The sequence below is a fragment of the Chitinophagaceae bacterium genome (genome assembly GCA_016717285.1).
In the GTDB taxonomy this organism is placed as follows: domain Bacteria; phylum Bacteroidota; class Bacteroidia; order Chitinophagales; family UBA10324; genus JACCZZ01.
This window is the reverse complement of the sequence record JADKFU010000001.1, coordinates 603,596-628,617: the sequence shown is the minus strand read 5'-3', so window position 1 is coordinate 628,617 and position 25,022 is coordinate 603,596. Positions and strand designations below refer to the sequence as shown.

Here is a 25,022-nt window from a genome sequence, read left to right as displayed (position 1 = left end):
TTAAAAGGTGAATGAAATTTTCTAACGAAATCTTCTCACCATTTATTCTTCCACATCATAGACTCCAGCGGTTTCAATGTGCGCTTGCTGTATTTGGCGTTGCCTTTTTTGTTATAGGTGTTTTTAACAGTGCCTTCCACCACAAAATAAATTAATTGGCCAATGGGCATTCCCGGATAAATACGCACAGGTTGCTTCACCGAAATCTCCAGTGTCCAGGTGTTACAATAACCGACATCGCCTTTTCCGGCAGTGGCATGAATATCAATACCAAGACGTCCGACACTGGATTTACCTTCAAGAAAAGGTACGTGCGCATGCGTTTCAGTATACTCTTCTGTAACTCCGAGATAAAGCATGTCGGGGTAAAGAATAAATCCATCTTCAGGAAGTGTGATGGTATCGATCTGGTTATGTTTCCGTGCATCCAGAATGCGATCCTTATACGTTGCAATGTACTTACCGAGATGCACATCATAACTGTTAGAACCTAATCCTTCCGGCTTAAAAGGTTCAATCAGGATGGTTCCCTTTTCAATTTCTGCGAGTATCTGACGGTCTGATAAAATCATGTTAGTGAAATGTGGAGTGCGAAAATATCATTTGTAGGTGAATGTTGTGTACGCTAATTCATCTTGCACTCATGTTAACCGTTAAAATCATTTAAACGCAAATCAGATCAGGAAGAAAGGCAATAATTATTTTGTCAGGCGTGCTTCTAAACATTTGCTTTTGTGGGCGCAAAGTTCGCAAAGAAGCGTGGGCTGAAAAGGTGATGAAATTGAAAGGATCTCTCCTTGATCTCCTCTTCCAGAAACCAATTTCATTTAATCAATGAATTCTCCAGGCAATAACTGTTCTGTCGTCGCTCGCGGAAAGCAATACATTTTGTTCCGGCAGCCAAAGCAAACGGTTCACTGATTTGGTATGGCCTCCGCACTTAAGATGATCAAGTGATTTTAGCAATTCAAGTGAATGGCTGTTCCAGATACGAATGGTTTTATCACGAGATGCTGTTGCTATAAATTGGTCATTTGAAATAAGCTGCAGATGATTGATGGTATATAGATGTGCTTTGATTTGTTTTTCCAGTTGCAGATTATTCAAATCGTATTCATAAAGCTGTGCATCACGGGAACCTGCAAGCAATTTATTCAATGCAGGAATGAAGGAGACTGAGAATACTGAATTGGACGGACCTTGCAAGATTGCTTTTACTTTCCATTGAGACAGGTCAACTATATACACTTTATTGTCACTGGAAGCAATGGCCATTTCATTTTTCAATGGATTCAGGTCTATCATACGCAGGCTCAGATTGCTGATGGTCAATATACGTTGTAATGAAAAATCTACAGCGGACCAGACAGTCAATGTTCCATCTTTTGAAGCAACGAGCACTTGATCATTATATAGTTTTATGTCGAATATCGATTGCTGATGATAGGTGATGTAATGAATTTCACTTTTCAGAACCAGGTCAATCACATGAATTCCACCGGCCATGGTTCCAATTACCAGCAGTTTTTTTTCAGGGATATTTAAAAGCGCAAATACCTGGCTATTTACCCTGGCAAGCGCAACAGCATTGGAAGCATCGTTGATGTTCCATTCTACAACCAATCCTTCACTCCCGGCAGAGAGAAAAGAAGAAGCATCACTTCCTTGCGAAAGTGCATAGACTGAACCTTTGTGTAATGTGAACCTGGCAACCTGATCAACTTGCAAGAAAATGGAAATTAGTTGGCAAATATAAGTTCGTGTCCATTAATTACCAGATAACTTTCGAAACACAGATTAGAAACGGTGCATACCAAATCTTAGCAATGCTTATAGTCAATAGCAGTTAGACTATCTTGGTACATAGCAAAAATGAAAACTTTCATAAAATTTATTTTCGCGCTGAGGCGCAAAGTTCGCAAAGAAAAACTGACCAATATCAATTTTGGATTTTTTATTACAACATTTAAACTGTGCGGGTTGAAGCACTCAAGATCCGCTCGTTTCTATGAAGTTGAATTTACTGCATAAGTACTTCATCAATGACTTTCAAAAGTTATATTTACAGTAATGGCGCTGATCTATAAAAGAGAAATTGCAGCAGAAACACTTATTGGACTTTGGCACATTAGGGAAAGTGCTGAGTGGTTCCGGTCGCAATTGATGCTGGATGAAAAGGAAAACGCATTGATAGATTCCATCAAACATCCACAACGGAAATTACATTGGCTGTCGAGCCGGGTGTTACTGAGAAGCATGATGCAAACTGATCAGTTTATCCATCTTGAAAATGATTTAAACGGTAAACCCATCGTGAGAAATTTCCCGGTAGAAATCTCGCTCTCCCACTCTTCCGATCTTTCAGCACTGCTGTTAAGCAAAAAATATAAAGTGGGAATTGACATTGAAAAGATGGATCCCAAAGTGTTACGCATTCAGCATAAGTTTGTGAATGAAGCAGAGATGAAATGGGTTGCTGATGAAAACAGGATCGAACAATTATACGCCATCTGGTGTGCAAAAGAAGCGATGTATAAATTGTATGGGGAAAAGAAACTTGATTTCCGTCAGCATCTTTTGGTAGCACCATTTGAATTTTCCTTTAGTGGAAAAATCCAAGGTCAAATTTCAAAAGCCGACTATCAGTTGGAATTAAATATTCAATATGAGCAGTTCGAAAATTATATGACAGCTTATGTGTTGCAATAAAAGCTATTTGAAATAGGATACTGTGACCGTTCCAAGCGACTTTCCCAATTGCCGGATCCATTCATCCAATTTGATATTCACAATCATATAGTGATTCTCGTCTTCTTCATTGCCTTTCACCGTTTTCAACTGTTGTTGATTCTCGAGTTTCATGTTCATCAGCTTGTGCAGTTTAAAATGGTGCAGTGTGCTGACTACATGTTTTTTAAAATTCTTCTGCGGCGTATTGATAAATATCTCATGCCGTTTCTCCCAGTTTTCACTCAGGTTATAGGGAAATGAAATGATCTCAATGGCCAGATCGCGGAATTTTTTCTCCTCATGATTGATAAAAATGTGATGGTCAACTTTACCTCCTTTCTTCACCATCTCTTCCATCTCATGGATCATCAGTTGAAAGTCGTGATTGTATAATGGTGCTTCCTTTAATTCATCGAGCACCACATCCACTACTTTTTGTCCATCATCCAATAATTCTTCGCCATATTCAAGCAACAATCGCAAAATGCCCATTTCCTGGTAGAAATCTTTAGCTTGCTGATCCTGTTGCTGCTGTTGTGAATGATCTTCAGGAGCATTTTGATCGTTGTACAAAGCATCTGCTTCATAACCAGGTGCGCCTGTTTCCTTTTTGAACTGACGGCGTTTCACCTTGTTTACTTCGGTAATCAACACCTGTTCACCAACATCGAGTTGCCTGCTGCACTCTTTAATAAGTACCGATCTTTTTATTGGATCAGGAATCTTTGAAAGTGTTTCAACAATGTCTTTGATAACATCTGCCTTTTTTAATGGATCTGTTCCCGCTTCCGCAAGCAGCAACTCCATTTTAAACTGCAGAAAATGTTTCTTGCTCTTCGCTACAAATTCACGAAAGGCAGAGCTGCCGTTTTTGTGCAGGTAAGAATCAGGATCATCACCATCAGGCAATAAAACCACGCGAACGTTCACATCTTCTTCCGCCATCATTTCCAACCCACGCAATGCCGCCTTTATACCTGCTGCATCGCCATCATAAAGAATGGTGATATTATTAGTAAACCGTTTTATGAGTTTGATTTGCTCCGGAGTAAGTGAAGTTCCTGATGAAGCCACGACATTTTCAATGCCTGCCTGGTGCATGGAAATTACATCTGTGTACCCTTCCGTAAGAAAACATTCATCATCCTTACGAATGGCATTTCGTGCATGGTAAATGCCGTATACCAATTGGCTCTTGTGATAAATCTCCGTTTCAGGTGAGTTGATGTATTTCGGTGCGCGTTCATCTTTCACCATGATACGCCCGGCAAATGCAACCACTTTTCCTGATAAGTTAAGAATTGGAAAAATGACACGGTGGTGAAAAAAGTCAACATTTTTCTCTCCCTTTTCTTTGATCAATCCTGCCTGGCGAAGCAGGTCAGCCTGGTATCCGTTTTTCAATGCTGTTTTTGTGAAAGCCTCTGCATCGGACAAGGAATAGCCCAGCATAAATTTCTTCAGCATTTCATCCGTGAATCCTCTTTCTTTAAAATAAGACAGGCCAATATTTTTTCCTTCTGTTGTCTTTAATAAATTATCATGAAAGTACTGCTGCGCGAATTGGTTGATGATGAACAATGAATCTTTCACCATCTTATCTCCCTGCTCTTTGGCTACATCACCGGTTTCCTCCACTGCAAGATTATATTTCTGCGCCAGGTAACGCAGCGCTTCCGGATAGTTGAACTTTTCATGCTCCATTATAAAACTCACAGAGTCGCCACCTTTACCACAACCAAAGCATTTGTAAATACCTTTCGTTGGTGATACATGAAATGAAGGTGTTTTCTCCGTATGAAATGGACACAATCCGACGAAATTAGTGCCTCTCTTTTTCAGGTTCACGAAATCCCCAACCACATCCTCAATTCGGGCAGCGGCTAAAATATCGTCTTTGCTTCGGGCGGAGATCATGGCTGGATTCTAAGGGGCATCGAAGGTAAGGAAATTAGGGTGACGAAAGGTTGGATGGTTATATGGCTGAATGACTGAATGGTCAAATTGCTAAATTGTTTAATTGTTGTGGTTGCTTTGATTTTTACGTGGAAGGTTGATTGAAGAAATGGTCGAAGGGTTAAATGGTTAAATTGCTAAATCGTTGATGATTCGCAGCAATACCGACAAATAACAATCCCAACATTTAACCATGCAACATTCAAAAATAAACCGATACACTTCCTTTAAACGCAACCGGTGTTCCCGGCGTGAAGTTCAATTCAGAAACAGGTTTGGGTTCATCAAACAATCGTGATTCGGTATCAAACTGTGCCTCATTCCATTCTGTATTTGTGAGGTTTTCAATATTTAATCCTACCCGAAAATGCTCCCAGCGATAACCTACTGCTGCATCAAGCAACAAATATCCTTTCGCGGTTACTGTATTGGATTCATTCGCCGGCCTGTCGCCCATCAGACGGTAACGCAAAGCACCTTCCCATCCACGTGGTTTTATAATCGTTAATCCACCTGTTGATGTAAATTGGGGAGCGAGTGGAATGATATTGTCTTCACGAAGTTTCTCTCCGAAAAAATCTTCCAGCAAAAATCCTTTTGCATAATTCACATCCACATCGGCATACAACCATTTGAGAACCTGGTAGCGCGCGGAGAAATCAATTCCTTTACGACTGCTTGGACCATTGTTTTCCGTAGTTCCTTCATCTCCAATGTAAACAAGTTCATTTTCAAGCTGAATGGTCCATAATGCAACAGAGAATATCAGTGACCCCACGCGAATTTGTGTACCTATTTCGCCGCCGGCAGCCAATGGTAAGCGATGCGTTGCCGGATCCTGCACAACGGAACGTGCATCATTGGAATGATAGCCTATCCCTGAATTCAGGAACAAATGAATATTATCAGCTGGCGAATAGACAAGGTTTAATTTGGGTTGCGCCAGTGTTTGATAATTATATCCTGAAAGATCATCGTGGAATGAATCAATTGGAATCAAGTCATTTACATCGAATGTGAAATAATCAATACGCATTCCTAATTCCGCTTTAAACTGTGACGTAAAATTTATTTCTTCTTTGATCCATCCATTCATGCTGCGTTCAAAAATGATAGCGTTTGCAGTTACGGAAAGCCTTTCACGATCGGGCGAATGCAATAGCATAACGTTGGTTCGATCGGTACGAAATCCAAGTCCAAATGTGGTTTTCACGGAAAGTCCGCCCAGGTTTCCAGGTATGCTATAAGAACCATTGTATCCTCCGATGGTGCGATCATCCGTTTGTTCAATCATGTCGCCGTTGACAGGATCATTCAAGAAGAAAGTAAAATTTGAAAATAATTTGAATCGGTAATTGCAAAAATAAATCTGCGAATGAAAAATATTGTTACCGATTTTCGAATCCAGTTCCATGTTTAGATTATTCCTGGAAGTAGTTCCACCTTCTAATGTATCAATAGCGCCAAAGCGATCTATCAATCCACTTTCTACGGCTCGTGATGGAACTTGTCCTGAAGCATTCCAGGAAGAACCAAATCCATTGAACGAAACGATTGCTGTTGTTTTATTGCTGAGGCGGAAAGTATTTTTATTAAATAAAGTGAAGCGATGAAATTGCTGGCTTGCATCAAAATAAGATGGGTTGTATGTAAAATCTCCTGCTATGTAGGAGTTCACGTTTGCTGATTGAAAAGGCAATTGCATCATCAGCAAAGCGCGGCTGCCGCTGAAACCACGTTGGGTAGGAGCAGATGTGAAATCTGTTGTGAATGAGTTTTCATCCAACTGATCGAGTGTATTAAACCTGACTGTTGCACCGGTGGAGAAATTTCCATTCTGAGTGAAGTATGGACCTTTGGTGATGTCCATATTTTGCACCACTTCAGGAACCAGAAAATGAAGATCAGCATATCCCTGACCGTGACCATGTGAAGGCATGTTGACCGGAATGCCATCAACATAAGTTGCTACATCTGTTCCATGATCACAATCGAAACCACGCACAAAAATCTGTTCTGCTTTTCCACCTCCTGCATGTTGCGCAATAAATAAACCCGGCACCAGCCGCAGCATATCCTGCGCTGAATTTTTAGGACGCAATTGAAAGTCGATGATACTGAATACCTGTGAAGAAGCAGCAGAAACAGGAACATCACCGTTTACAACAAGATCCGGAAGACTAATAATACCTGGAGTAAGCGCGATGTCGAGTACAGTGCTTTTATTTTCAGAGATGCTGATTTTCATTTCCCTGGTTAAATAATCTTCCTTCCTGAAAGTAATGGTATAAAGCTTCACCGGAATATTATCAAATTGATAATAACCATTTGAATCTGTAACGGTACTCAAATGCTCTTCTTCCATTGAAACAATAAGACCTGTGATAGGAAAATTGCTAATGTTATCGGTGATTGTTCCTTGCAATGAGCCGTCATGCGCTTGCGCTGAAGTAAATACGGTGAGAAAAATTATGGTGAAATAAAAGGGTAGAAATTTCATGGTTGAAAGTTGATGGTGAACAGGATAAGTGCTTTCGAGCACCCATTGAATTTGGAAGCAATAGATATCGCCGTAACTACAAGTTGCTATTGGATTTAAATTATCCGAAACCGGGATAGCCTGTGCACGAATTAAAAATTGGCGGTTAAACAGGTTGAAAGAGATAAAGCAGCGCGATGATTTCCATCAGCATTACTATTGCTTACTTTATGAGGTTACAAATATTTGGGAGGTGGCAGGAGAATACCAGGAAAAAATTGTGTGTTCATGTTCTTTTCACCCCTGAAGAAACAAAAACAAATGAAACATATCGTTAAACCAAATACCATGAGCCATAAGATGGCAGGTGTAAATTGCGGGAGTGTAATAGGGAAAGAAGTTGCTGCGTCCATTACGTGAGCCGGTGCAACTTTGAAATTTAAATTGAGTGTGAATGGAGATTCGTTAATATGATGCTCCATAGAGGCATGATCCACGAATTCTGCAATTAACTTTAACGACGGCGAACTAGCAGGAGGATAATCTGTGATGAATATAAATGCATTGAAGGTTACCACCAGGACAAACCCAAAAATCCTTGATACAAGGAAGATTTTGCGCTTTACTTCATCGTATTTTACTTTGGCTTCCATTACCTTGATTCAATGATAACGGCATATACGAAGGTGAATTCGGGATGGATTTATCAAGTCTGAATGAAGAGGATAATTTGATATTTGATCATTAATTTACCAAACGGTTGCATGGCTAAATTGCTAAATGGTTGCGGCGAAGCCGAAGAGAAAGCTGATCAATCATGGCCGTCATTGTAAACATAAGATGACGAACTTGATTGATTCGTCACAATGCCCTCTGTCACCGAACAATTTAGCCATTCAAAAATTTAGCAATTCAACGATCTAACTCTATCGGGCAATCACCCGCAATCTTTCTTCCATCAACCGGATTTTTTCCTGTGCATCTTCGGCTTTTTTCTTCTCCTTGTCAATGATATCTGATGAAGCTTTTGCGACAAAATTCTGATTGTCAAGTTTCTTCATTACAGAAGTTAAAAAGCCACGTTGGTATTCGATGTCCTTTTCGAGCCTGGATTGTTCTTCTCCGGAGTCAAGTCCTTGAGGTGATTCAAGGAAAAATTTATCGGCGCCAATCAGAAAAGAAAATGATTGCTCCACGTCCTTTGCAGTTTCTTCAATCGCGCTAAGCATGGCCAGTCTCGAAATATTTTTTTTCATTCCGTCACCAAGTTCCATTCCCGTAGAAACATACAGTGTCAATTTATCCTTTTGCTTCAGCCCGTTGCGGTTGCGGATGTCACGAATTGTCGTGATGATCTGTTTCACTTTTTCACCATCAGCCATTATGAATGAATCAGGTTCAGGAACTTCAGGGAATTGTGAGATCATTACAAATTCGCTTTCTCCCCTTTCACGAATTTGCTGAAAGACTTCTTCAGTAATAAATGGCATGAAAGGATGAAGCAGTTGCATCAACCGTTCTAAAAATTCGATGGTCTTATTGAAGGAATAATCATCAATCGGCTGACCAAATTCAGGTTTGATCATTTCAAGGTACCACGAACAGAAATCATCCCATATCAACGAATAAATTTCCTTTAATGCCTGAGAAATATCAAACTGTTTGAATAATTTTTCAATCTGGTGTGCGGCACCGTTCAACCTGTTTTCAAACCACTCAGTCGCAAACAAATTAGCGGCACTCTCCGATTGATTTTTTGAAAGATCTTCTGCAACCTCCCACCCTTTCACCAGTCTTAATACGTTCCATATTTTATTGTTGAAATTTCTTCCCTGCTCTACCAGCTTTTCATCATACAAAATATCATTACCTGCAGGAGAAGAAATGAGCACTCCGAATCGCACTGCATCAGCACCATATTGATCAATCAAGCCCAGTAAGTCCGGCGAATTACCCAATGACTTCGACATTTTTCTTCCCTGTTTATCACGAACAATACCGGTAAAGTAAACCTGGTCGAAGGGCTTTTCCTTCATGTATTCAAAGCCACTCATGATCATTCGCGCCACCCAGAAAAAAATGATTTCAGGCGCTGTAACCAATGTTTGCGTTGGATAATAATATTTCATCTCTTCATTTCCGGGATTGCTCAATCCTTTGAACACTTCAAAAGGCCAGAGCCAACTGGAAAACCAGGTGTCGAGAACATCTTCGTCCTGTTTGAGATCGTGAATGGTGAGTGGTGAATGGTCAATTGTGAGAAGGGAATTGGTTGCTTTGGTTGTTGATTCCTGGTTCAAAATGTTTAATGCTTCTGCTACAGTTTCAGCTACCGCGAATCTTCCATCAGGTGCATACCAAACCGGAATTCTATGTCCCCACCAAAGTTGACGGCTGATGCACCAGTCGCGGATGCTTTCCATCCATAAACGATAGGTGTTTTTGAATTTTGAAGGATAGAATTTAATTTCTTCCTGCATCACCGCTTCCAAAGCAGGCTTTGCCATTTCCTTCATGTTACACCACCATTGCATAGAAATGCGTGGCTCCACCACGACATCTGTTCGCTCGGAAAATCCAATCTGGTTGGTGTACTCTTCTACTTTTACTAAATGTCCTTGCGCCTCTAAGTCCTTCACAATATTTTTTCTACACTCGAATCGATCCTGACCAATGTAAAGCTGTGCAGCTTTACTCATCGTTCCATCTTCGTTGAGGGTATCAATTACTTCCAAATGATGTTTCAGACCAAGGTTGTAATCATTCATGTCGTGCGCCGGTGTCACCTTTAATGCACCGGTTCCAAATTCGCGCTCCACATATTCATCTGCGATGATGGGAATACGTCGATTGATGAGCGGAACCAAAGCAAAACGACCTATGAGATTTTTGTACCGGTCATCCTCAGGATGCACACAAATTGCAGTGTCACCTAAAATAGTTTCGGGACGAACTGTGGCAATCGTGATCCATTCATCGCCATCACCTTCCAATTTATATCGGAGAAAATAAAGTTTTGACTTCACTTCTCTCTTAATCACTTCTTCATCGCTCAATGATGTTTTGGCTTTCGGATCCCAGTTGATCATTTTGTTACCACGATAAATGTGGCCTTTTTTATAGAGATCAATGAACACTTGAATTACCGCACGATAATAATCATCGTCCATCGTGAAAGTGGTCCGGTTCCAGTCGCAACTGCAACCCAGTTTGCGGATTTGTTTCAGGATGATGCCACCATATTTATCGCGCCATTCCCAGGCATATTTCAGAAACTCATCGCGCGAAAGTTCACGCTTCTCAATACCTTTTTCACGCAGCATCGCTACCACTTTTGCTTCTGTGGAAATAGAAGCATGATCTGTTCCCGGAACCCAGCATGCATTTTTTCCCTGCATGCGTGCGCGACGAATGCAGATATCCTGGATGGTATTGTTGAGTGCATGACCCATGTGCAATACACCTGTGACGTTGGGTGGAGGAATTACAATAGTATAAGGTTCCCTTTCGTCGGGTTTTGATTCGAACAGGCGTTGATCCATCCATCGCTGATACCAGCGATCGTCTAATCCGGTTGGGTCAAATGTTTTGGGCAATTCCATCTTCACAAAATTTGTGTCGCAAAAATAAACGGTATTTGGTGGAATTGCAGGATTAGTATGGGATGCCTGACTAATTTAATGCACGTACTTTAAAGTAAGTGCATAGTCTGAAACTAAGTCATAGTGTTTTTGCTGTTAATACTTGAGGATTGCTGCTCCCGCCGCAAAAAGCAGTGGGTTATAAAGTGCGTGGGCTTTACAAACATAGGATGACGGCCTTGAATGATCGGTCATCCTACGTTCCGGCTTTGCCGCTACCATTTAGCCATTTAACAATTTAACCACCTAATTCTTCAACGTCTCATCCAACCACCTGAAGAATTCCCTTTGCCACAGCAAGCTGTTTTGTGGTTTCAGTATCCAATGTCCTTCATCAGGAAAAACAAGCAACCGGCTTTTTATGCCTTTGAGTTGTGCATATTGGTAAGCTGCCAATCCTTGCGTGTAAGGAATGCGGTAATCGCGTTCTCCTTCAATCACCATAATCGGTGTTCGCCACCTGTCAATAAAATTGACAGGATTAGAAAGCATATAACTTTTCGGTTGGGGCTTCAACCAGAATGGTCCGCCGACATCCCAGTTTGCAAACCAGATTTCTTCTGTAGTTGCGTACCAACTGTTAAGATCAAATACACCGCAATGAGAAATCATCGATTTGAAACGCCCATTGCTCGCACCTTCCAGCATATACACTGAATATCCTCCATAGCTCGCACCAACCGCGCCTAATCTTGATTTATCAACGAAGCTCCAGGTGGCCGCAGAGTCGATAGCAGTGAGATAATCCTTAATGGCTTGTCCGCCCCAATCCTGGCTGATGTCTTCATTCCATTTTGTTCCGAAGCCAGGCAAACCACGTCGATTGGGTGCCACCACGATGTAACCATTTGCAGCCATCAACTGAAAATTCCATCGAAAAGAATAAAATTGGGAAACAGCAGATTGTGGTCCGCCCTGGCAATAAAGCAATGTCGGATACTTTTTAGTTGCATCGAAATCAGGTGGATAGATCACCCATGTCAGCATTTTTTGTCCGTCAGTTGTTTTCATCCACACTTTATCTACCCGGCTTAAGCTGATGCCTTCATAAGCAACTTTATTCACGGATGTAAGCACAGTTACTTCACCGGTTTTTAAATTCACGCGCACCAATTCATTTGCATGATTCATATCGCTCTTCGACGCAATGATCCAATCGCCAGACTGACCTACGATTGCATTCAAATCGAATGGTCCGTTGGTAACCTGCCGGATATTTGTTGCTGTATTTTTTTCAATGTCCTTTTGCAGGGAAATTTCAAACAGTTGCTCTGTTCCTTCTTTCACCGCAAGGAAATAAATTTTCGAACCGTCATTACTCCATCGAAAAGATTCAACTGTTTCGTCCCAGTCTTTAGTGAGGTTGTATTTTTTACTGGTTGCAATATTTAAAACAACCAGGTCATTTTTATCCGCTTCATATCCATCGCGCGCCATGCTTGTGAAAGCAAGCATGTTGGACTTGGGAGCCATCTGAGGTTGTGTATCATATCCCTTTCCATCCACTGTAATATTCACGGTAGTGCCGTTGGCAATGGAATAATACCAGATATCTGAGTTGGTGCTGACAGCCGCTTCTTTTCCACTTTTCTTTTTACAAACATAGAAAATGCCGGTTGCTGCAGCATCGAAGGTAAAATCTTCAGCACCGCCAAAAGGAGTTTGCGGACTGTCGTATGCTTCACCCTGCATAATATCTTTCGGATTCGTGATGCCAACAGCAGTGTAAGCTGCATAAAAAACGTGGTTGTAAGCGCCATCATCCCAACCATCCCAATGGCGGTACATGAGATCGTCAGCGCCATGCGCATTGGCTTTTTGCAAATCAGGATAGCGTTCGGTAACTGTATTTTGAATTTTTACTTCCTGTGAAAACAAAACATATTTTCCATCCGTTGAAAATTTTACATTGTCAATTCCTCCTTCAATAGTGGTTACTTGTTTTGCATCTGTTCCATCCCAATTTCCTTCCCACCATTGTCCATTGGAGAGGTAACCCATTTTTCCTGAAGGTGTTACCTGCACATTGTATTCTGTTCCGGCTGTTGTTGTAATCTGCTTTGCTCCGCCACCATTTACAGGAATAGAATAAAGATTTCGTTCACCTTTGTTCGCTTCCATGTCATAATTGGTAACACCATAAATCACATTCTTGCCATCAGGAGAAATATTCTCACCGGCCACTCTTCCGAGCTTCCACAAGAGATCAGGAGTCATTACATTTTGTGAGTGCGCAATGTTGTGGAAGGTAATTAAGAGGGAAAATGCGATGAAAAATCTGGTTGGCATGTGTTCGAAGATTAAGTTAAATTTTGTGGTTTTCAAGAAATGACTGAAGACTAAAGTCTAAAGACTAAAGACCAAGGACTCACTACTTTCCATCGGCTATAAACAATCAACCTAATAAAGCCTTCTTTGCTGTCTGTAACAATTCCGTCACCTCAGCTTTTGTAGGCGCTTCACCATAAACCCGCAGCAAAGGTTCTGTGCCTGATGCGCGTATCATGATCCATTCGTTATCACTGAAATGATATTTGAAACCGTCAATATCTTCGACGCGTTGCACCGTATATTTTCCAAAAGAAGTGTATTTATTTTCTTTGCAATTCTGGACGATCTGTTGTTTCAAAGCTTCATCAAGGTGCAGATCAAGACGGTCAAAGCTGAAAGACCCAACCACATCATACACTTCCTGGATAATCTGTTTCATCGTCTTGCCGGTTTTCGCCATAAACTCCAGTAAGATCAATCCATCCCAAATACCATCGCGCTCCGGAATATGTCCTTTCACTGCAATGCCACCGGATTCTTCTCCACCTACCAGCACATCTTCTTTCACCATTTTCTCGCTGATGTATTTGAAACCGATCTGGGTGACTTCAATAGGTAATCCATATTTCAGGCACATCTTCTTTACTTTATCAGAGACTGAGAATGCCACCACCACTTTGCCATTCATATTTTTATACTTGTGCAAATAGTGAATAAGCAGCAAGATGATGTGGTGTGCATCTACAAAATTTCCATCTTCATCGTACATCCCAATCCGGTCTGCATCACCATCAGTCGCCCATCCGCAGACATTTTGAGGAGAATTTTTAATGAGCGATGCAAGCTCTTGTAAATTGCGATCGAGCGGTTCAGGTGCCTGACCTTTGAAAGAAGGATTGTAATCGCAATGCAACAGGATCGGACTTTTCAAAACCTGCGGAATCACGTTTTGTCCTGCGCCATACATGGCATCATACGCAACTATTACATTGCTGTTGTTGATTCCATCCAGGTCAAAATTTTTACGCACTAAATCGACGTACAAAGTTTCAAGGTCAACGTATTCCAGTAATCCACCCGATTCATACGCTGTTAACGAAACAGTGGCCACTTCGATGGTATCAGGAATCATACGCTCTACTTCCGCAATAATAGCTGGTGAACTTGGTCCGCCTGCTTCACTCTTCAATTTAAATCCATTGTAAGAAGGGGGATTGTGGCTGGCGGTAATTACCACTCCCATGCCTGCTCCGAAATGTTTTGTACCCATAGAAACCATTGGCGTAGAAACAAACCCTTCGGCCAGAAATACTTTAACACCATTGGCGCACATCACTTTTGCTGTTGTTTCGGCAAACAACTGTCCGCCAAACCGGCAATCATAGCCGATAAGCACTTTGGGCTCCGGATAATTTTTTTTGATCCACAAAGCGGTTGCGTAAGCAACCCTGGTAACATTGTCAACCGTATAATCCTGTGCAATGATGGCGCGCCATCCGTCTGTTCCAAATTTTATGGGAGTCATGATAGAGTTGTATTGTGATTGAAGTACGGGTGAAGGTGACAAATATAAATACTACTTCGGTAAGATACATTATCATCGATCATGAACTTTATCGCAATGGAGCAAAAGTCCGCAAAGAATAGGTAGTTGGTTTTAAGAATTTTGAACATTGCTTCCTCTTTTAGTTATCGTTCCAATTGCTTTAATAGTTATTCGGATAATTTGTCGCATCCAAATTTCAGGTGCAAGCAATTCCATCGTGTTCCGATTATCTTTGCAAACAAATCAAGTCGAATAATATATTTCAGATGAACGAAGCAGATACTTTCCGTCATAAAGGCATGCGCAAAAAATTAGTGGAGGTTGTGAGAGCCAAAGGCATTCATGATGTGGAGGTTTTGCGTGCCATGGAAACGGTGCCACGTCATTTGTTTGCTTTTGAAAGCGCCTTTATAGAACGTGCTTATGAAGACACCGCTTTCCCGATAGGTGAAGGCCAAACTATTTCGCAACCTTACACAGTTGCTTATCAAACTCAATTGCTCGAACTGAAAAAGAGCGACAAATTATTGGAAGTAGGAACAGGTTCAGGTTACCAGGCCTGCATTCTCGCTGAAATGAAAGCGCGTATATTTACGATTGAGCGGATGAAAAAATTGTATGAAAAAACAAAAGCACTGCTACCAACACTTGGCTATTCGCAGGTAAAATGTTTCTATGGCGACGGTTATGAAGGACTTACTTCGTTTGCACCGTTTGATAAAATACTGGTGACTGCAGCAGCACCTTTTCTCCCTGAAAAATTATTGACACAATTAAAAACAGGTGGCATACTTGTGATTCCGGTTGGAAGCGGCGAAATGCAACTTATGAAACGATACACTAAAATTTCTGAAGCAGAAATTAAAGAAGAGGTGTTTGATACGTTTAAGTTTGTACCATTGCTGCCGGGAAAGAAGAGCTGATGAGATGGAAGGGTTTGAACGGTTTAGAAATTTCAGGAACAAATGTTAATTAAATGTTTGAATTGGTAACGCTTAAAAAATCTTAGTGATATGAAATTAAATTTTTCGAATACTTCTATCGGAAGGTTAAGGCTTGCAGGAATTACGGAAGGCATTTCTTTTTTAGTGCTGTTATTTATAGCAATGCCATTAAAATACATGGCAGATATTCCTGAAGCTGTGAAATATACCGGCTGGGTGCACGGACTGTTATTCATTTTCTATCTGTTTGCTCTGACGGTTGTGAAGATTACACAATCATGGTCGCTGAAAAAAACGGCCATCTCCTTTCTTGCTTCCTTAATTCCATTCGGCACATTTGTGATGGATCGTGAATGGAAGAAAGAAGAACAGGTGGTTTTAGCTTTGGCAAAGAAGAGCTAAATAGATTGAAAGGTCTATCAGGCTTCTATTACTTAAATGCATTCAACCCTGTAACATCCATTCCCGTAATCAACAGATGAATATCATGTGTTCCTTCATAAGTTACAACTGATTCAAGATTCATCATGTGTCGCATGATCGGATATTCGCCGGTAATGCCCATGCCGCCGTGTATCTGTCTTGCTTCCCGCGCAATGTTTAATGCGATTTCCACAGAATTTCTTTTCGCCATGGAAATTTGTCCGGGTGTTGCACGGTTTTCATTCATCAATACGCCCAATCGCCAAACCAATAGTTGTGCTTTGGTGATTTCTGTAATCATCTCAGCAAGTTTCTTTTGCGTGAGCTGAAACCCTCCTATCGGCCTGCCGAACTGAATGCGTTCCTGTGAATAACGCAACGCAGAATCATAACAATCCATCGCAGCACCTAATGCGCCCCATGCAATTCCGTAACGTGCTTTGCTCAAGCAACCCAATGGACCTTTCAGTCCTTTTACATTCGGAAGAATATTTTCCTTTGGAACCTGAACGTTATCGAAAACCAATTCTCCCGTAGCGGATGCCCGCAACGACCATTTACCATGTGTTTCAGGCGTGGTGAATCCTTTCATGCCGCGCTCTACAATCAATCCACGGATGACGCCTGCTTCGTCTTTTGCCCACACTACCGCAATATCTGCAAAAGGTGAATTGGAGATCCACATTTTTGCGCCATTTAAAATCACATGGTCGCCGGCATCTTTAATATTGGTGATCATGTCGGAAGGGTTGGAACCATAATCAGGCTCCGTCAATCCGAAACAACCCATCCATTCTCCGCTTGCCAGCTTCGGTAAATATTTTTTACGTTGCTCTTCACTTCCATACGCATAAATCGGATACATCACCAAAGAACCCTGTACAGAAGCCGTTGAACGAACACCTGAATCACCACGCTCAATTTCCTGCATCATCAGTCCATAAGAAATATGATCCAGGCCACCTCCGCCATATTCAACCGGAATGGTTGGACCAAAACAACCTTGCTCTGCCAACCCTTTGATCAACTGTTTGGGAAACTCAGCACGTTGTGCATAGTCCTCAATAATGGGAGAAACTTCCTTTTTTACCCATGCACGAACTGTATCTCGAATCAGTTTCTGCTCATCGGTTAATAATTCATCTACCTGGTAATAATCCGGTTGCTGGTAACGATCTATGGGCATAGGTTGCTTTTTTGTGGTGCAAATGTAGGGATTGAAGTTGGGGAAATAAAGAAGGAAAGGTTTAATGGGTTCAGGGGTTGAAAGATTTAGATGGTTCAGGTAGTGAAGGGCTTGAAGAGTTTGAAGGGTTTATAATGTTTAGAGGGTTTAGAGCGGTGTGGCACAATTCAGGCAGGTTCATCAGTTGATGGTGTTAAATAGCCATAATGCTTCATAGCAAAATCCCAACGCTTCAAGATCCTGTCAAGTTGCATCTTGTCAAATTCATGTTTATTTTTTTCAAACCGCTTTTGTGTATCCAGATAAGTAATGAAGTGAGGAAGCGCCATTTCAAAACCATTCAATTGCAAGGTTGAATAAATCAGCTTCAGATGTTCGACAGGGCTTTTCAGAAATTCTTCATATCGTATTTCAATAAGGTGGTGTGCTGGTATCAATGATTTTTGCAATTCATAATCTTTAATCAGTTTTTCATACAATTCAAAAATCATTTCTTCCATTTCTTCGTTTGTAAATTCCTGCAGTTGCAATGTTTCCATTACTGCGGAAAAAAAATTTAGGGTGGATTGAAAAACCATCAAGGGATTCCGGTAGATGTAAATGAATTTTGCGTTCGGAAACATTTCAAGAACCTGTTTAATGCTGCCTGTGTTCGCTGGATTCTTGGAAATAAATCCATCCCGTTTGTGTTCGATTAATGATTGCGCGATCAGCTTTTTGTATTGCCTGTTGCAGATTTGTTTCTTCTTTTCAGACATACCATTTCGCGAAACATATTCATCATAAAATATTTTCCATTGATGCGGGAAATACCAGTAATTGTAAAAGGAATAGGAATTTATGTTGCACAAAGCAAAACCTTCTTCCTGTGGGAAGTCAGGCGACAACAGCACATTATCCGAAGGTCGCTTTTCCGGCATCAGCCATTTCATTAACGATCTGAATAACCATCTGCTTGCAAAAAACTGGTTTACAAATACGCTTTGATAGGTTGTGACAAATGCAAATTGTTCGTCTTTGCAAAGTACGTTGTGCAGCAGCGTTGTTCCGCTGCGCCAGTGTCCTAAAATAAAAACAGGTGACTCCGGCATTGGAGTACGCGACAATTTGCGGGAATATAAAAGTTGCTCTATCCATCTAAATGGTTCCGACAATAAGCTCACCGCTCCTGCCAATAAGCCCCTTCCCAGGTATTTTTTGTCGACTGGATATTTTACAACCAGCTTAAAAAATATTCCGAATGATGCAGCCGCAATGGTACTGAATGCAACACGAAATTTCCTTTTGGCCATGATTCAAACTCTTACCTGTAATAGGATTAAAAAAATAGCGGAACTGAACAATTCTGAAACATCTCTTTCAATGTGGGTGTAAAATAGTGAAGTGCAAATAAGACAATGCATGACTTTTGAAAAATCCCGAAATAAATAGGGACGGACTTATTGCTGACCTGCTCATGACCACATTCATTCTCAATTATTGTTGTCATTCGTTTCTTTTTTAACAAACTGTTTCAATTGATTCTGCATGCCGTTAATATTTGCTGATATTTGACACTTCAACACATCTAATTATTTTTGAGAATGGCAGTGATTGCATTCGAAGGCATGAAGTTTCATGCGCACGTTGGTTATTATGAAGCAGAACAATTGCTTGGTAATGAAATAGAAGTTTCCATCAAAATGGCGGTCAACTTTACCGGGGGTTCAACCGGTGATGAATTAACCCGGACTGTTGACTACGAGGAAGTATATGAAACAGTTCGCAAAGTAATGCTCGAACCCATGCATCTGCTGGAAACTGCAGTTCAAAAAATTATCAGCGGTATATCAAATATCTATCCTTCGGTTTACAGTTTGAAGGTGAGAGTAGCCAAGCTGAATCCACCATTGCATGGCCGCGTTAAAAAAGTTTGGGTAGAAGACAATTGGGTAAGAAATATTCATAAATAGATATTGAAGGTCGCTTTATTCCATTTATTTTTGCGCTCTTTACGCTACTATGAAATTCAGCCAAATTACCTACGTGCGTCCTGATCTCGAAAATATCGGGACAAAGTTTAACACTTTACTTGAGCAGCTTAAAGAGTCAAAAGAACGCGACGTTCAGATTTCCATTATTGATCAGATTTATAAGTTACGTGCTCATTTTGAAACCATGAGCAACGTTGCCAGCATCAGGCATACTATTGATACGAGTGATGTTTTTTTTGAAGCAGAACAGGAATACTTCGACAACTCTTACCCTAACTATCTTGATCTTGTTTCCGAATTTTATAAAGTGTTGCTGTCTTCTTCCTGCAGACCTGAACTGGAAAAGCATTATGGACAACAGTTGTTTGATATTGCAAAAGTTACCCTTCAGACATTTTCTCCATCAATTATTGCAGACCTTCAGCGGGAGAATGAACTGACTACAGAATATACCAAACTGATTGCTACGGCACAGATTGAGTTTGATGGAAAAAAGCTGAACCTCAGCGGCATGGTTCCCTATAAACTTTCAACAGATCGTAACATCCGCCAAGCCGCTCATGAAAAGACTGATGAATTCTTTAAAGCAAATGCCGCAGCGCTCGACCGGATTTATGATGACCTGGTAAAAGTTCGTCATGACATAGCTTTAAAACTTGGCTTCGAAAATTTTGTGCAGGTCGGCTACCTCAGAATGTGCCGTACAGATTATGATGCTGCGATGGTAAAAGATTTTCGGAAAATGGTGGAAGTGAAAATTGTACCGCTCGTTTCTGAACTTAAAGAACGTCAACGCAAACGGCTCGGGCTTGATCAGCTAATTTACTTTGATGAACCGCTGGACTTTACCTCAGGAAATGCAACGCCGCATGGATCACCTGACTGGATTGTAGAGCATGCAAGACAGATGTATAATGAACTTTCACCGGAAACAGGAGAGTTTTTCAGTTATATGATTGACAACGAATTGATGGATCTTGTAAATAAGCCCAACAAGGCAAGCGGTGGATACTGCACCTTTCTCAGTGAAACAAGAAGCCCGTTTATTTTTTCAAATTTCAATGGTACTTCCGGTGACATTGATGTGCTGACCCATGAGGCCGGACATGCTTTTCAAACCTATTGCAGCAGGCATCTTGGAATGGAAGAATATTATTTTCCGACGAGCGAAGCAGCCGAAATACATTCTATGAGCATGGAATTTTTAACCTGGCCATGGATGCATTTATTTTTTAACGGTCAGACAGACAAATACAAGTTTGCACACCTGAGTCACTCACTTATTTTTCTTCCTTATGGTGTAGCGGTGGATGAATTCCAACATCACATGTATGAACATCCTGAACTCACGCCTGCAGAAAGAAACATTTACTGGCGCTCATTGGAAAAGAAATACCTGCCACACCGTTTGTATGAAAACAATGACTTCTTAGAGTCAGGAGGTTTCTGGCAACGTCAGGCTCATATTTACAAACACCCTTTTTATTACATTGATTATACACTGGCGCAATTATGTGCTTTTCAGTTTTGGGTAAAATCAAATGAGAACCCAAAAGCCGCTATCGAAGATTATATCAGATTATGCAGGGAAGGCGGCAGCAAATCATTTTTGAAACTCGTAGCAGTAGCGGGATTAAAATCTCCTTTTGATACGAAATCATCTTCCCAAACAATTACTGCTATTGAAAATTGGCTTAAGACTGTTGATGACAACGCGTTGAATTAATTAATAATATAAGTTCAAATTATTATTTATATTTATGCGTAAGCTTGATTTCTCCGTTCAGGTTTGGTTATAAACCGTTTAACTTTCCAATTCACCGTTTGAGTATTGTTGTTTGTGGGTTGTCGCAAGTACCACCGATTTTTGGTTGTAATCAATTCATCTTTTAACTAACCCAAAAATGAAAAACAAATTACTTTCCATTATGATTGCCTGTGTAGTTGCCACCGGAATCATAAGCGCCACGTTTATTACCGCAACAAGCTATCCCGACGGCGCTCCGTCAACAGTTACAGGTTCGCCCGGCGATGCAAACAAAACCTGCACGAAGAGCGGGTGTCATTCGGGAACTGCTACCACCATGCTGAATGCCATGACCTCAACGATTCCTGCTTCAGGTTATGTGCCGGGTACAACTTATACTGTTACGGCAAGTATAACAGATCCATCCATTGTACGGTTTGGATTTGAAATTTCACCGCAGAGCATCACCGGTACTCTTTTAGGTACAATGGCATTGACAAATACTGTGAAGACCAAGTTTACAAGCAGTAATAACAAATACATTACACACACTACTTCAGGAAACAGTTGGACCGGTCATACGGCTACGTGGTCATTTGACTGGACTGCACCAGCAGCAGGAACCGGTGCGGTAACATTTTATGGCGCATTTATGTATGCAAATAACAATGGAGGTACGAGCGGAGACATCGTAAAAACATCAACCTACACAGTGCAGGAAGCCGTTTCTGCGTGTAATGTTTCAGTTAGTCCGGCATCAGGAACCATTTGCAAAGGGAAAAAGCAAACACTTACTGCAAGCGGCGCCACTACTTATACCTGGGCTCCGGCTACCGGATTGGATGTAACCACTGGTGCTGTTGTTTCAGCGAAGCCTACCACCACTACTACCTACACTGTTACCGGTGATGGTGGCGCATGTAGCAAAACCGTTACGATAACCGTAAATGCTGCACCCACTGCCACTATATCAGCAGGTGCCTGTTCAGCAGGTAGTGTACTGTTGACAAGAGGAGGAACTCCAACTACAGGCGTTACTTACAAATGGTTGAAGGACGGCGTTAATATAAGCGGAGCAACCAATAGCACTTATCTCGCTACGTTGGCTGGTTCTTATACTGTAAAAGTTACGATCACTGCTACAGGTTGCAACAAAACTTCCAAAGCAACTGCCGTAACTATTAATTGCAAGCTTGGAGAAGAGGCCACGCTCGCTGCAGCCGCTTATCCAAATCCATTCACGCATTCAGTTATTATAAACATAGGGTCAGTTTCCAATGAAAAAACTACCGTGAAACTCATGGATCTCAGCGGAAGAACACTGCATGAATATAACGGCATTGATCCTTCTGTTCCATTAGCAATTAATGAAGATTTGTCTCCCGGAATATACTTTGTTAGAGTTGAACAAGGTGCACTTCAGCAGACAATTAAAATTGTAAAATCAGAATAATTTTTCACCGAATCTAAAAAGCAAAAGGGGTTTATCGCCCCTTTTGCTTTTTTTGGTCCTTTTACAGTCCTTCAATTAATAGTTTGAAGGAAATTTCAGTTCCACTATTTTTACTATTACGCGAACATTCCCGTTTTTACCAATATCAATTTTATTTAAATGAACTCTCAAGCAAACTATAATTGCAGGAAATATTTTATTTGGAATCTGCCAACAACTAACGGCTCATGAGCACTGCCCTTTAAACATCCAGCAAACTTCATAGAATTCACAATGACAAATGACCAATGACTATTGACTATAGACCAATTCAACCCTTATTCCTCAAGTCCGTCATTTCTCCCAATCGAAGTACAAAAACTCCTGTTCAGCTCACTACTTTTTTCAATCAGATTAACTGCTCTTAGATTTGACTCAAATTAAATTTGTTATGAAAAAGAAACTACTTTTTTTTGCAATTACCTGTTTGATCGGATCCGGCATTGTAAGCGTTTCGCTAAATTCTGCTAAAAGCTATCCGGACGGTGCTCCATCATCAGTTGCAGGTGCTCCCAATGATAATAATAAGACCTGCGCAAAAAGCGGTTGCCATCCCGGAACCGCGACAGCAATATTTGACGTGATCACTTCTGACGTTCCGGTAACCGGCTATGTTCCCGGCGATACCTATACGATAACTGCCACTGTTACAGATCCTGCGCTTGTGAAATTTGGTTTTGAGATTACACCGCAAAGTGCTACCGGAAGTTTGCTGGGAACAATGGCACTTTCAGATGCTGTAAAAACCAAGTTTACGAGCAGCTCAAATAAATACATTACGCATACCACCAATGGAACAAGTTTTCCGGATCATACAGGAACGTGGTCATTTAACTGGACAGCACCGGCTGCAGGCACCGGCGACGTAACTTTTTATGGCGCATTTGATTTTTCAAACAATAATGGCGGCACAAGCGGAGATGTAACTTATTCATCAACACTAACGATACCGGAAGCTTTTGGTGTAGGCATAAATGAGGTGGTTGAAATTAACTCATTAACTGTATTTCCCAATCCTGCTACTGACCATGTCATCATAACTTATTATTTAAAGCAACAACAACCCGTAACTATTTCATTATATGACATAGCAGGAAAACGGATAAGTCAACTTACAAATGAAACACAACAGGCCGGAACTTATAACATTTCATATCCACTTGATAAAATTGAATCAGGTCTATATGTAGTGCGACTTGAAACAGGCAAGCAATCCTTTTCACGAAAAGTTGTAAAACTTTAATATCAGATTCTAAATTCCCTCTCAATTCAGTGAATACAAGCCCCTTCATAACCGGAAGGGGTTTGTTTTTTGTTGATGATGTGCCGATGAACTGACGTTTCAAAGATGGAGTTACTTGGAATACAGCTAAACCCTATTATTTTCTAAGAAGCTATTTAAAAATAGTTTCGATGTTTATCGTAATTGTTTGTGAAGCAACATACGACAGCAACTTCGCGGGAGTTGGTTTATTCACAGCCAGCGTATGTAACTACTTTCAACTGATAAAATAATTTTAAAATTCTATTCCCTTATTTCCATTGCCGCCTTTGCGACTTTCCGAACGACTCACTTTTAAACATTTTGCTAATGCATTACTGTCCTGCAAGCTGAAACCAAATCCTGACCAACTGCTGGTATTTTGCTAATCGTTAAGATATCATAACCTGTTATTATTATAGCTGGTCATACACCCGTTAACAATGAATATATTTTGAATATCACTGCGGTAGATTAGCTTTGCGCGAAAATAGCTATCTGAATGACCCAAAAAATACTTCTCAGTCTACTTGCATTTACCATCACTGCAGGAATCATCGGCAGTTCATTAAACACTGCAACGAGCAACGGTTCGGGGGCACCATCCGGGAATACCGGTTCACCAAGCGATAATAAGACATGCGCTCAAAACAATTGCCATCCGGGAACCGCTACAGCTATATTTGATGTAATTACTTCAAATGTGCCATTAGAAGGTTATGAGCCCGGAAGTACTTATACAATCACAGCCACCGTTACAGATCCTTCTTTGGTTAAGTTCGGATTTGAAATTTCTCCTCAAAGCAGCACAGGAACCATTTTAGGCACGATGGCTTTGATCGATGCCAACAAAACAAAGTTTACCACTACCTCCAATAAATACATTACTCATAAAAGTGGCGGAACAAGTTTCCCCGGGCATACTGCTACCTGGAGTTTTTCATGGACAGCACCGATTGCCGGAACCGGTGCCGTAACTTTTTATGGCGCATTTAATTTTTCCAACAACAATAACAACACCAGTGGAGATGTAATTCATACTTCCACACTCACGATACCGGAATCATTTGGCGTTGGAATTGACGAAACAGGCGATCTTGCGGCATTTAATATTTATCCCAATCCGGCTGCGAATGAGGTTCATCTTACCTATTCGCTCGATCAACCACAGCAGGTTGTTGTTTCATTGTTCAGCTTATCAGGAAAAATGATCGGTGTACTACAGAATGAATCACAAGCTTCAGGCATTTACCATCCGTCTTTTCCTATGGAAGGATATGCAAAAGGTGTTTACATCCTGGAATTACAAGCCGGAGAAAAATCGGTTTCCAGAAAAATCATAAAACTTTAAGGACAGGTATTTACTATTAACA

At 40.9% G+C, this 25,022-nt stretch carries 17 protein-coding genes; 8 read left to right on the top strand and 9 right to left on the bottom strand.

Annotation, left to right across the window (positions count from 1 at the left end; genetic code table 11):
* Positions 1–35: 35 nt before the first annotated feature.
* The gene (locus IPO83_02635) at positions 36–572 is read right to left on the bottom strand and encodes a dCTP deaminase (GenBank protein ID MBK9730177.1); all 537 of its coding nucleotides are present in this window, start codon (positions 570–572) and stop codon (positions 36–38) included.
* 259 nt (positions 573–831) lie between these two features.
* Positions 832–1,728 (bottom strand): WD40 repeat domain-containing protein, encoded by an 897-nt coding sequence (locus IPO83_02630; GenBank protein MBK9730176.1) that lies wholly within the window; start codon positions 1,726–1,728, stop codon positions 832–834.
* 342 nt (positions 1,729–2,070) lie between these two features.
* Here IPO83_02630 and IPO83_02625 point away from each other — a divergent pair, with 342 nt between their 5' ends.
* Complete coding sequence (locus tag IPO83_02625; protein MBK9730175.1) at positions 2,071–2,709, top strand: 4'-phosphopantetheinyl transferase superfamily protein; 639 nt, start codon at positions 2,071–2,073, stop codon at positions 2,707–2,709.
* Between the two features lie 3 nt (positions 2,710–2,712).
* Here IPO83_02625 and IPO83_02620 read toward each other — a convergent pair whose 3' ends face one another.
* From IPO83_02620 to IPO83_02600, 5 genes are all read right to left on the bottom strand, one after another.
* A complete protein-coding gene (locus tag IPO83_02620; protein ID MBK9730174.1) occupies positions 2,713–4,647 on the bottom strand; it encodes a DNA primase in 1,935 nt (644 codons plus the stop codon).
* A gap of 241 nt (positions 4,648–4,888) precedes the next feature.
* A complete protein-coding gene (locus tag IPO83_02615) occupies positions 4,889–7,186 on the bottom strand; it encodes a TonB-dependent receptor (GenBank protein MBK9730173.1) in 2,298 nt (765 codons plus the stop codon).
* 905 nt (positions 7,187–8,091) lie between these two features.
* Positions 8,092–10,767 carry a valine--tRNA ligase gene (locus tag IPO83_02610; protein MBK9730172.1) on the bottom strand — a complete coding sequence of 892 codons (2,676 nt, stop codon included), beginning with the start codon at positions 10,765–10,767 and terminating at the stop codon, positions 8,092–8,094.
* A 285-nt stretch (positions 10,768–11,052) separates the two neighbouring features.
* Complete coding sequence (locus tag IPO83_02605) at positions 11,053–13,095, bottom strand: S9 family peptidase (GenBank protein ID MBK9730171.1); 2,043 nt, start codon at positions 13,093–13,095, stop codon at positions 11,053–11,055.
* Between the two features lie 106 nt (positions 13,096–13,201).
* Entirely contained in the window at positions 13,202–14,602 is a 1,401-nt protein-coding gene (locus IPO83_02600) for a phosphoglucomutase/phosphomannomutase family protein (protein ID MBK9730170.1), read from the bottom strand.
* A 287-nt stretch (positions 14,603–14,889) separates the two neighbouring features.
* Here IPO83_02600 and IPO83_02595 point away from each other — a divergent pair, with 287 nt between their 5' ends.
* Together IPO83_02595 and IPO83_02590 are read left to right on the top strand one after the other, a co-directional pair.
* Positions 14,890–15,546, top strand: coding sequence for a protein-L-isoaspartate(D-aspartate) O-methyltransferase (locus IPO83_02595; GenBank protein ID MBK9730169.1), 657 nt, complete (start codon positions 14,890–14,892; stop codon positions 15,544–15,546).
* Between the two features lie 90 nt (positions 15,547–15,636).
* The gene (locus IPO83_02590; GenBank protein MBK9730168.1) at positions 15,637–15,969 is read left to right on the top strand and encodes a DUF3817 domain-containing protein; all 333 of its coding nucleotides are present in this window, start codon (positions 15,637–15,639) and stop codon (positions 15,967–15,969) included.
* A gap of 28 nt (positions 15,970–15,997) precedes the next feature.
* Here the strand turns inward: IPO83_02590 and IPO83_02585 are convergent, their stop codons facing one another.
* Entirely contained in the window at positions 15,998–17,176 is a 1,179-nt protein-coding gene (locus tag IPO83_02585) for an acyl-CoA dehydrogenase family protein (GenBank protein MBK9730167.1), read from the bottom strand.
* Positions 17,177–17,343: 167 nt separating this feature from the next.
* Entirely contained in the window at positions 17,344–18,468 is a 1,125-nt protein-coding gene (locus tag IPO83_02580) for a sulfotransferase (protein MBK9730166.1), read from the bottom strand.
* A gap of 291 nt (positions 18,469–18,759) precedes the next feature.
* Between IPO83_02580 and folB the strand changes: the two genes are divergently transcribed.
* The 5 genes from folB (at position 18,760) to IPO83_02555 (ending at position 25,000) form a co-directional block, all read left to right on the top strand.
* Positions 18,760–19,128, top strand: a complete 369-nt coding sequence (folB, locus tag IPO83_02575) for a dihydroneopterin aldolase (protein ID MBK9730165.1) — start codon at positions 18,760–18,762, stop codon at positions 19,126–19,128.
* A 49-nt stretch (positions 19,129–19,177) separates the two neighbouring features.
* On the top strand, positions 19,178–20,875 hold the full coding sequence (locus IPO83_02570) for a M3 family oligoendopeptidase (protein ID MBK9730164.1): 1,698 nt from the start codon (positions 19,178–19,180) through the stop codon (positions 20,873–20,875).
* A gap of 178 nt (positions 20,876–21,053) precedes the next feature.
* Positions 21,054–22,349 carry a T9SS type A sorting domain-containing protein gene (locus IPO83_02565; protein ID MBK9730163.1) on the top strand — a complete coding sequence of 432 codons (1,296 nt, stop codon included), beginning with the start codon at positions 21,054–21,056 and terminating at the stop codon, positions 22,347–22,349.
* A 430-nt stretch (positions 22,350–22,779) separates the two neighbouring features.
* Positions 22,780–23,631, top strand: coding sequence for a T9SS type A sorting domain-containing protein (locus IPO83_02560; GenBank protein MBK9730162.1), 852 nt, complete (start codon positions 22,780–22,782; stop codon positions 23,629–23,631).
* 520 nt (positions 23,632–24,151) lie between these two features.
* The gene (locus IPO83_02555; GenBank protein ID MBK9730161.1) at positions 24,152–25,000 is read left to right on the top strand and encodes a T9SS type A sorting domain-containing protein; all 849 of its coding nucleotides are present in this window, start codon (positions 24,152–24,154) and stop codon (positions 24,998–25,000) included.
* The last annotated feature ends 22 nt before the right edge of the window (positions 25,001–25,022 follow it).

What these genes read in the sequence shown, in the direction of transcription:
- IPO83_02635 (MBK9730177.1), bottom strand. Translation starts at nt 572, where the DNA reads ATGATTTTATCAGACCGTCAGATACTCGCAGAAATTGAAAAGGGAACC.
- IPO83_02625 (MBK9730175.1), top strand. Translation starts at nt 2,071, where the DNA reads ATGGCGCTGATCTATAAAAGAGAAATTGCAGCAGAAACACTTATTGGA.
- IPO83_02620 (MBK9730174.1), bottom strand. Translation starts at nt 4,647, where the DNA reads ATGATCTCCGCCCGAAGCAAAGACGATATTTTAGCCGCTGCCCGAATT.
- IPO83_02615 (MBK9730173.1), bottom strand. Translation starts at nt 7,186, where the DNA reads ATGAAATTTCTACCCTTTTATTTCACCATAATTTTTCTCACCGTATTT.
- IPO83_02610 (MBK9730172.1), bottom strand. Translation starts at nt 10,767, where the DNA reads ATGGAATTGCCCAAAACATTTGACCCAACCGGATTAGACGATCGCTGG.
- IPO83_02605 (MBK9730171.1), bottom strand. Translation starts at nt 13,095, where the DNA reads ATGCCAACCAGATTTTTCATCGCATTTTCCCTCTTAATTACCTTCCAC.
- IPO83_02600 (MBK9730170.1), bottom strand. Translation starts at nt 14,602, where the DNA reads ATGACTCCCATAAAATTTGGAACAGACGGATGGCGCGCCATCATTGCA.
- IPO83_02595 (MBK9730169.1), top strand. Translation starts at nt 14,890, where the DNA reads ATGAACGAAGCAGATACTTTCCGTCATAAAGGCATGCGCAAAAAATTA.
- IPO83_02590 (MBK9730168.1), top strand. Translation starts at nt 15,637, where the DNA reads ATGAAATTAAATTTTTCGAATACTTCTATCGGAAGGTTAAGGCTTGCA.
- IPO83_02585 (MBK9730167.1), bottom strand. Translation starts at nt 17,176, where the DNA reads ATGCCCATAGATCGTTACCAGCAACCGGATTATTACCAGGTAGATGAA.
- IPO83_02580 (MBK9730166.1), bottom strand. Translation starts at nt 18,468, where the DNA reads ATGGCCAAAAGGAAATTTCGTGTTGCATTCAGTACCATTGCGGCTGCA.
- folB (MBK9730165.1), top strand. Translation starts at nt 18,760, where the DNA reads ATGGCAGTGATTGCATTCGAAGGCATGAAGTTTCATGCGCACGTTGGT.
- IPO83_02570 (MBK9730164.1), top strand. Translation starts at nt 19,178, where the DNA reads ATGAAATTCAGCCAAATTACCTACGTGCGTCCTGATCTCGAAAATATC.
- IPO83_02565 (MBK9730163.1), top strand. Translation starts at nt 21,054, where the DNA reads ATGAAAAACAAATTACTTTCCATTATGATTGCCTGTGTAGTTGCCACC.
- IPO83_02560 (MBK9730162.1), top strand. Translation starts at nt 22,780, where the DNA reads ATGAAAAAGAAACTACTTTTTTTTGCAATTACCTGTTTGATCGGATCC.
- IPO83_02555 (MBK9730161.1), top strand. Translation starts at nt 24,152, where the DNA reads ATGACCCAAAAAATACTTCTCAGTCTACTTGCATTTACCATCACTGCA.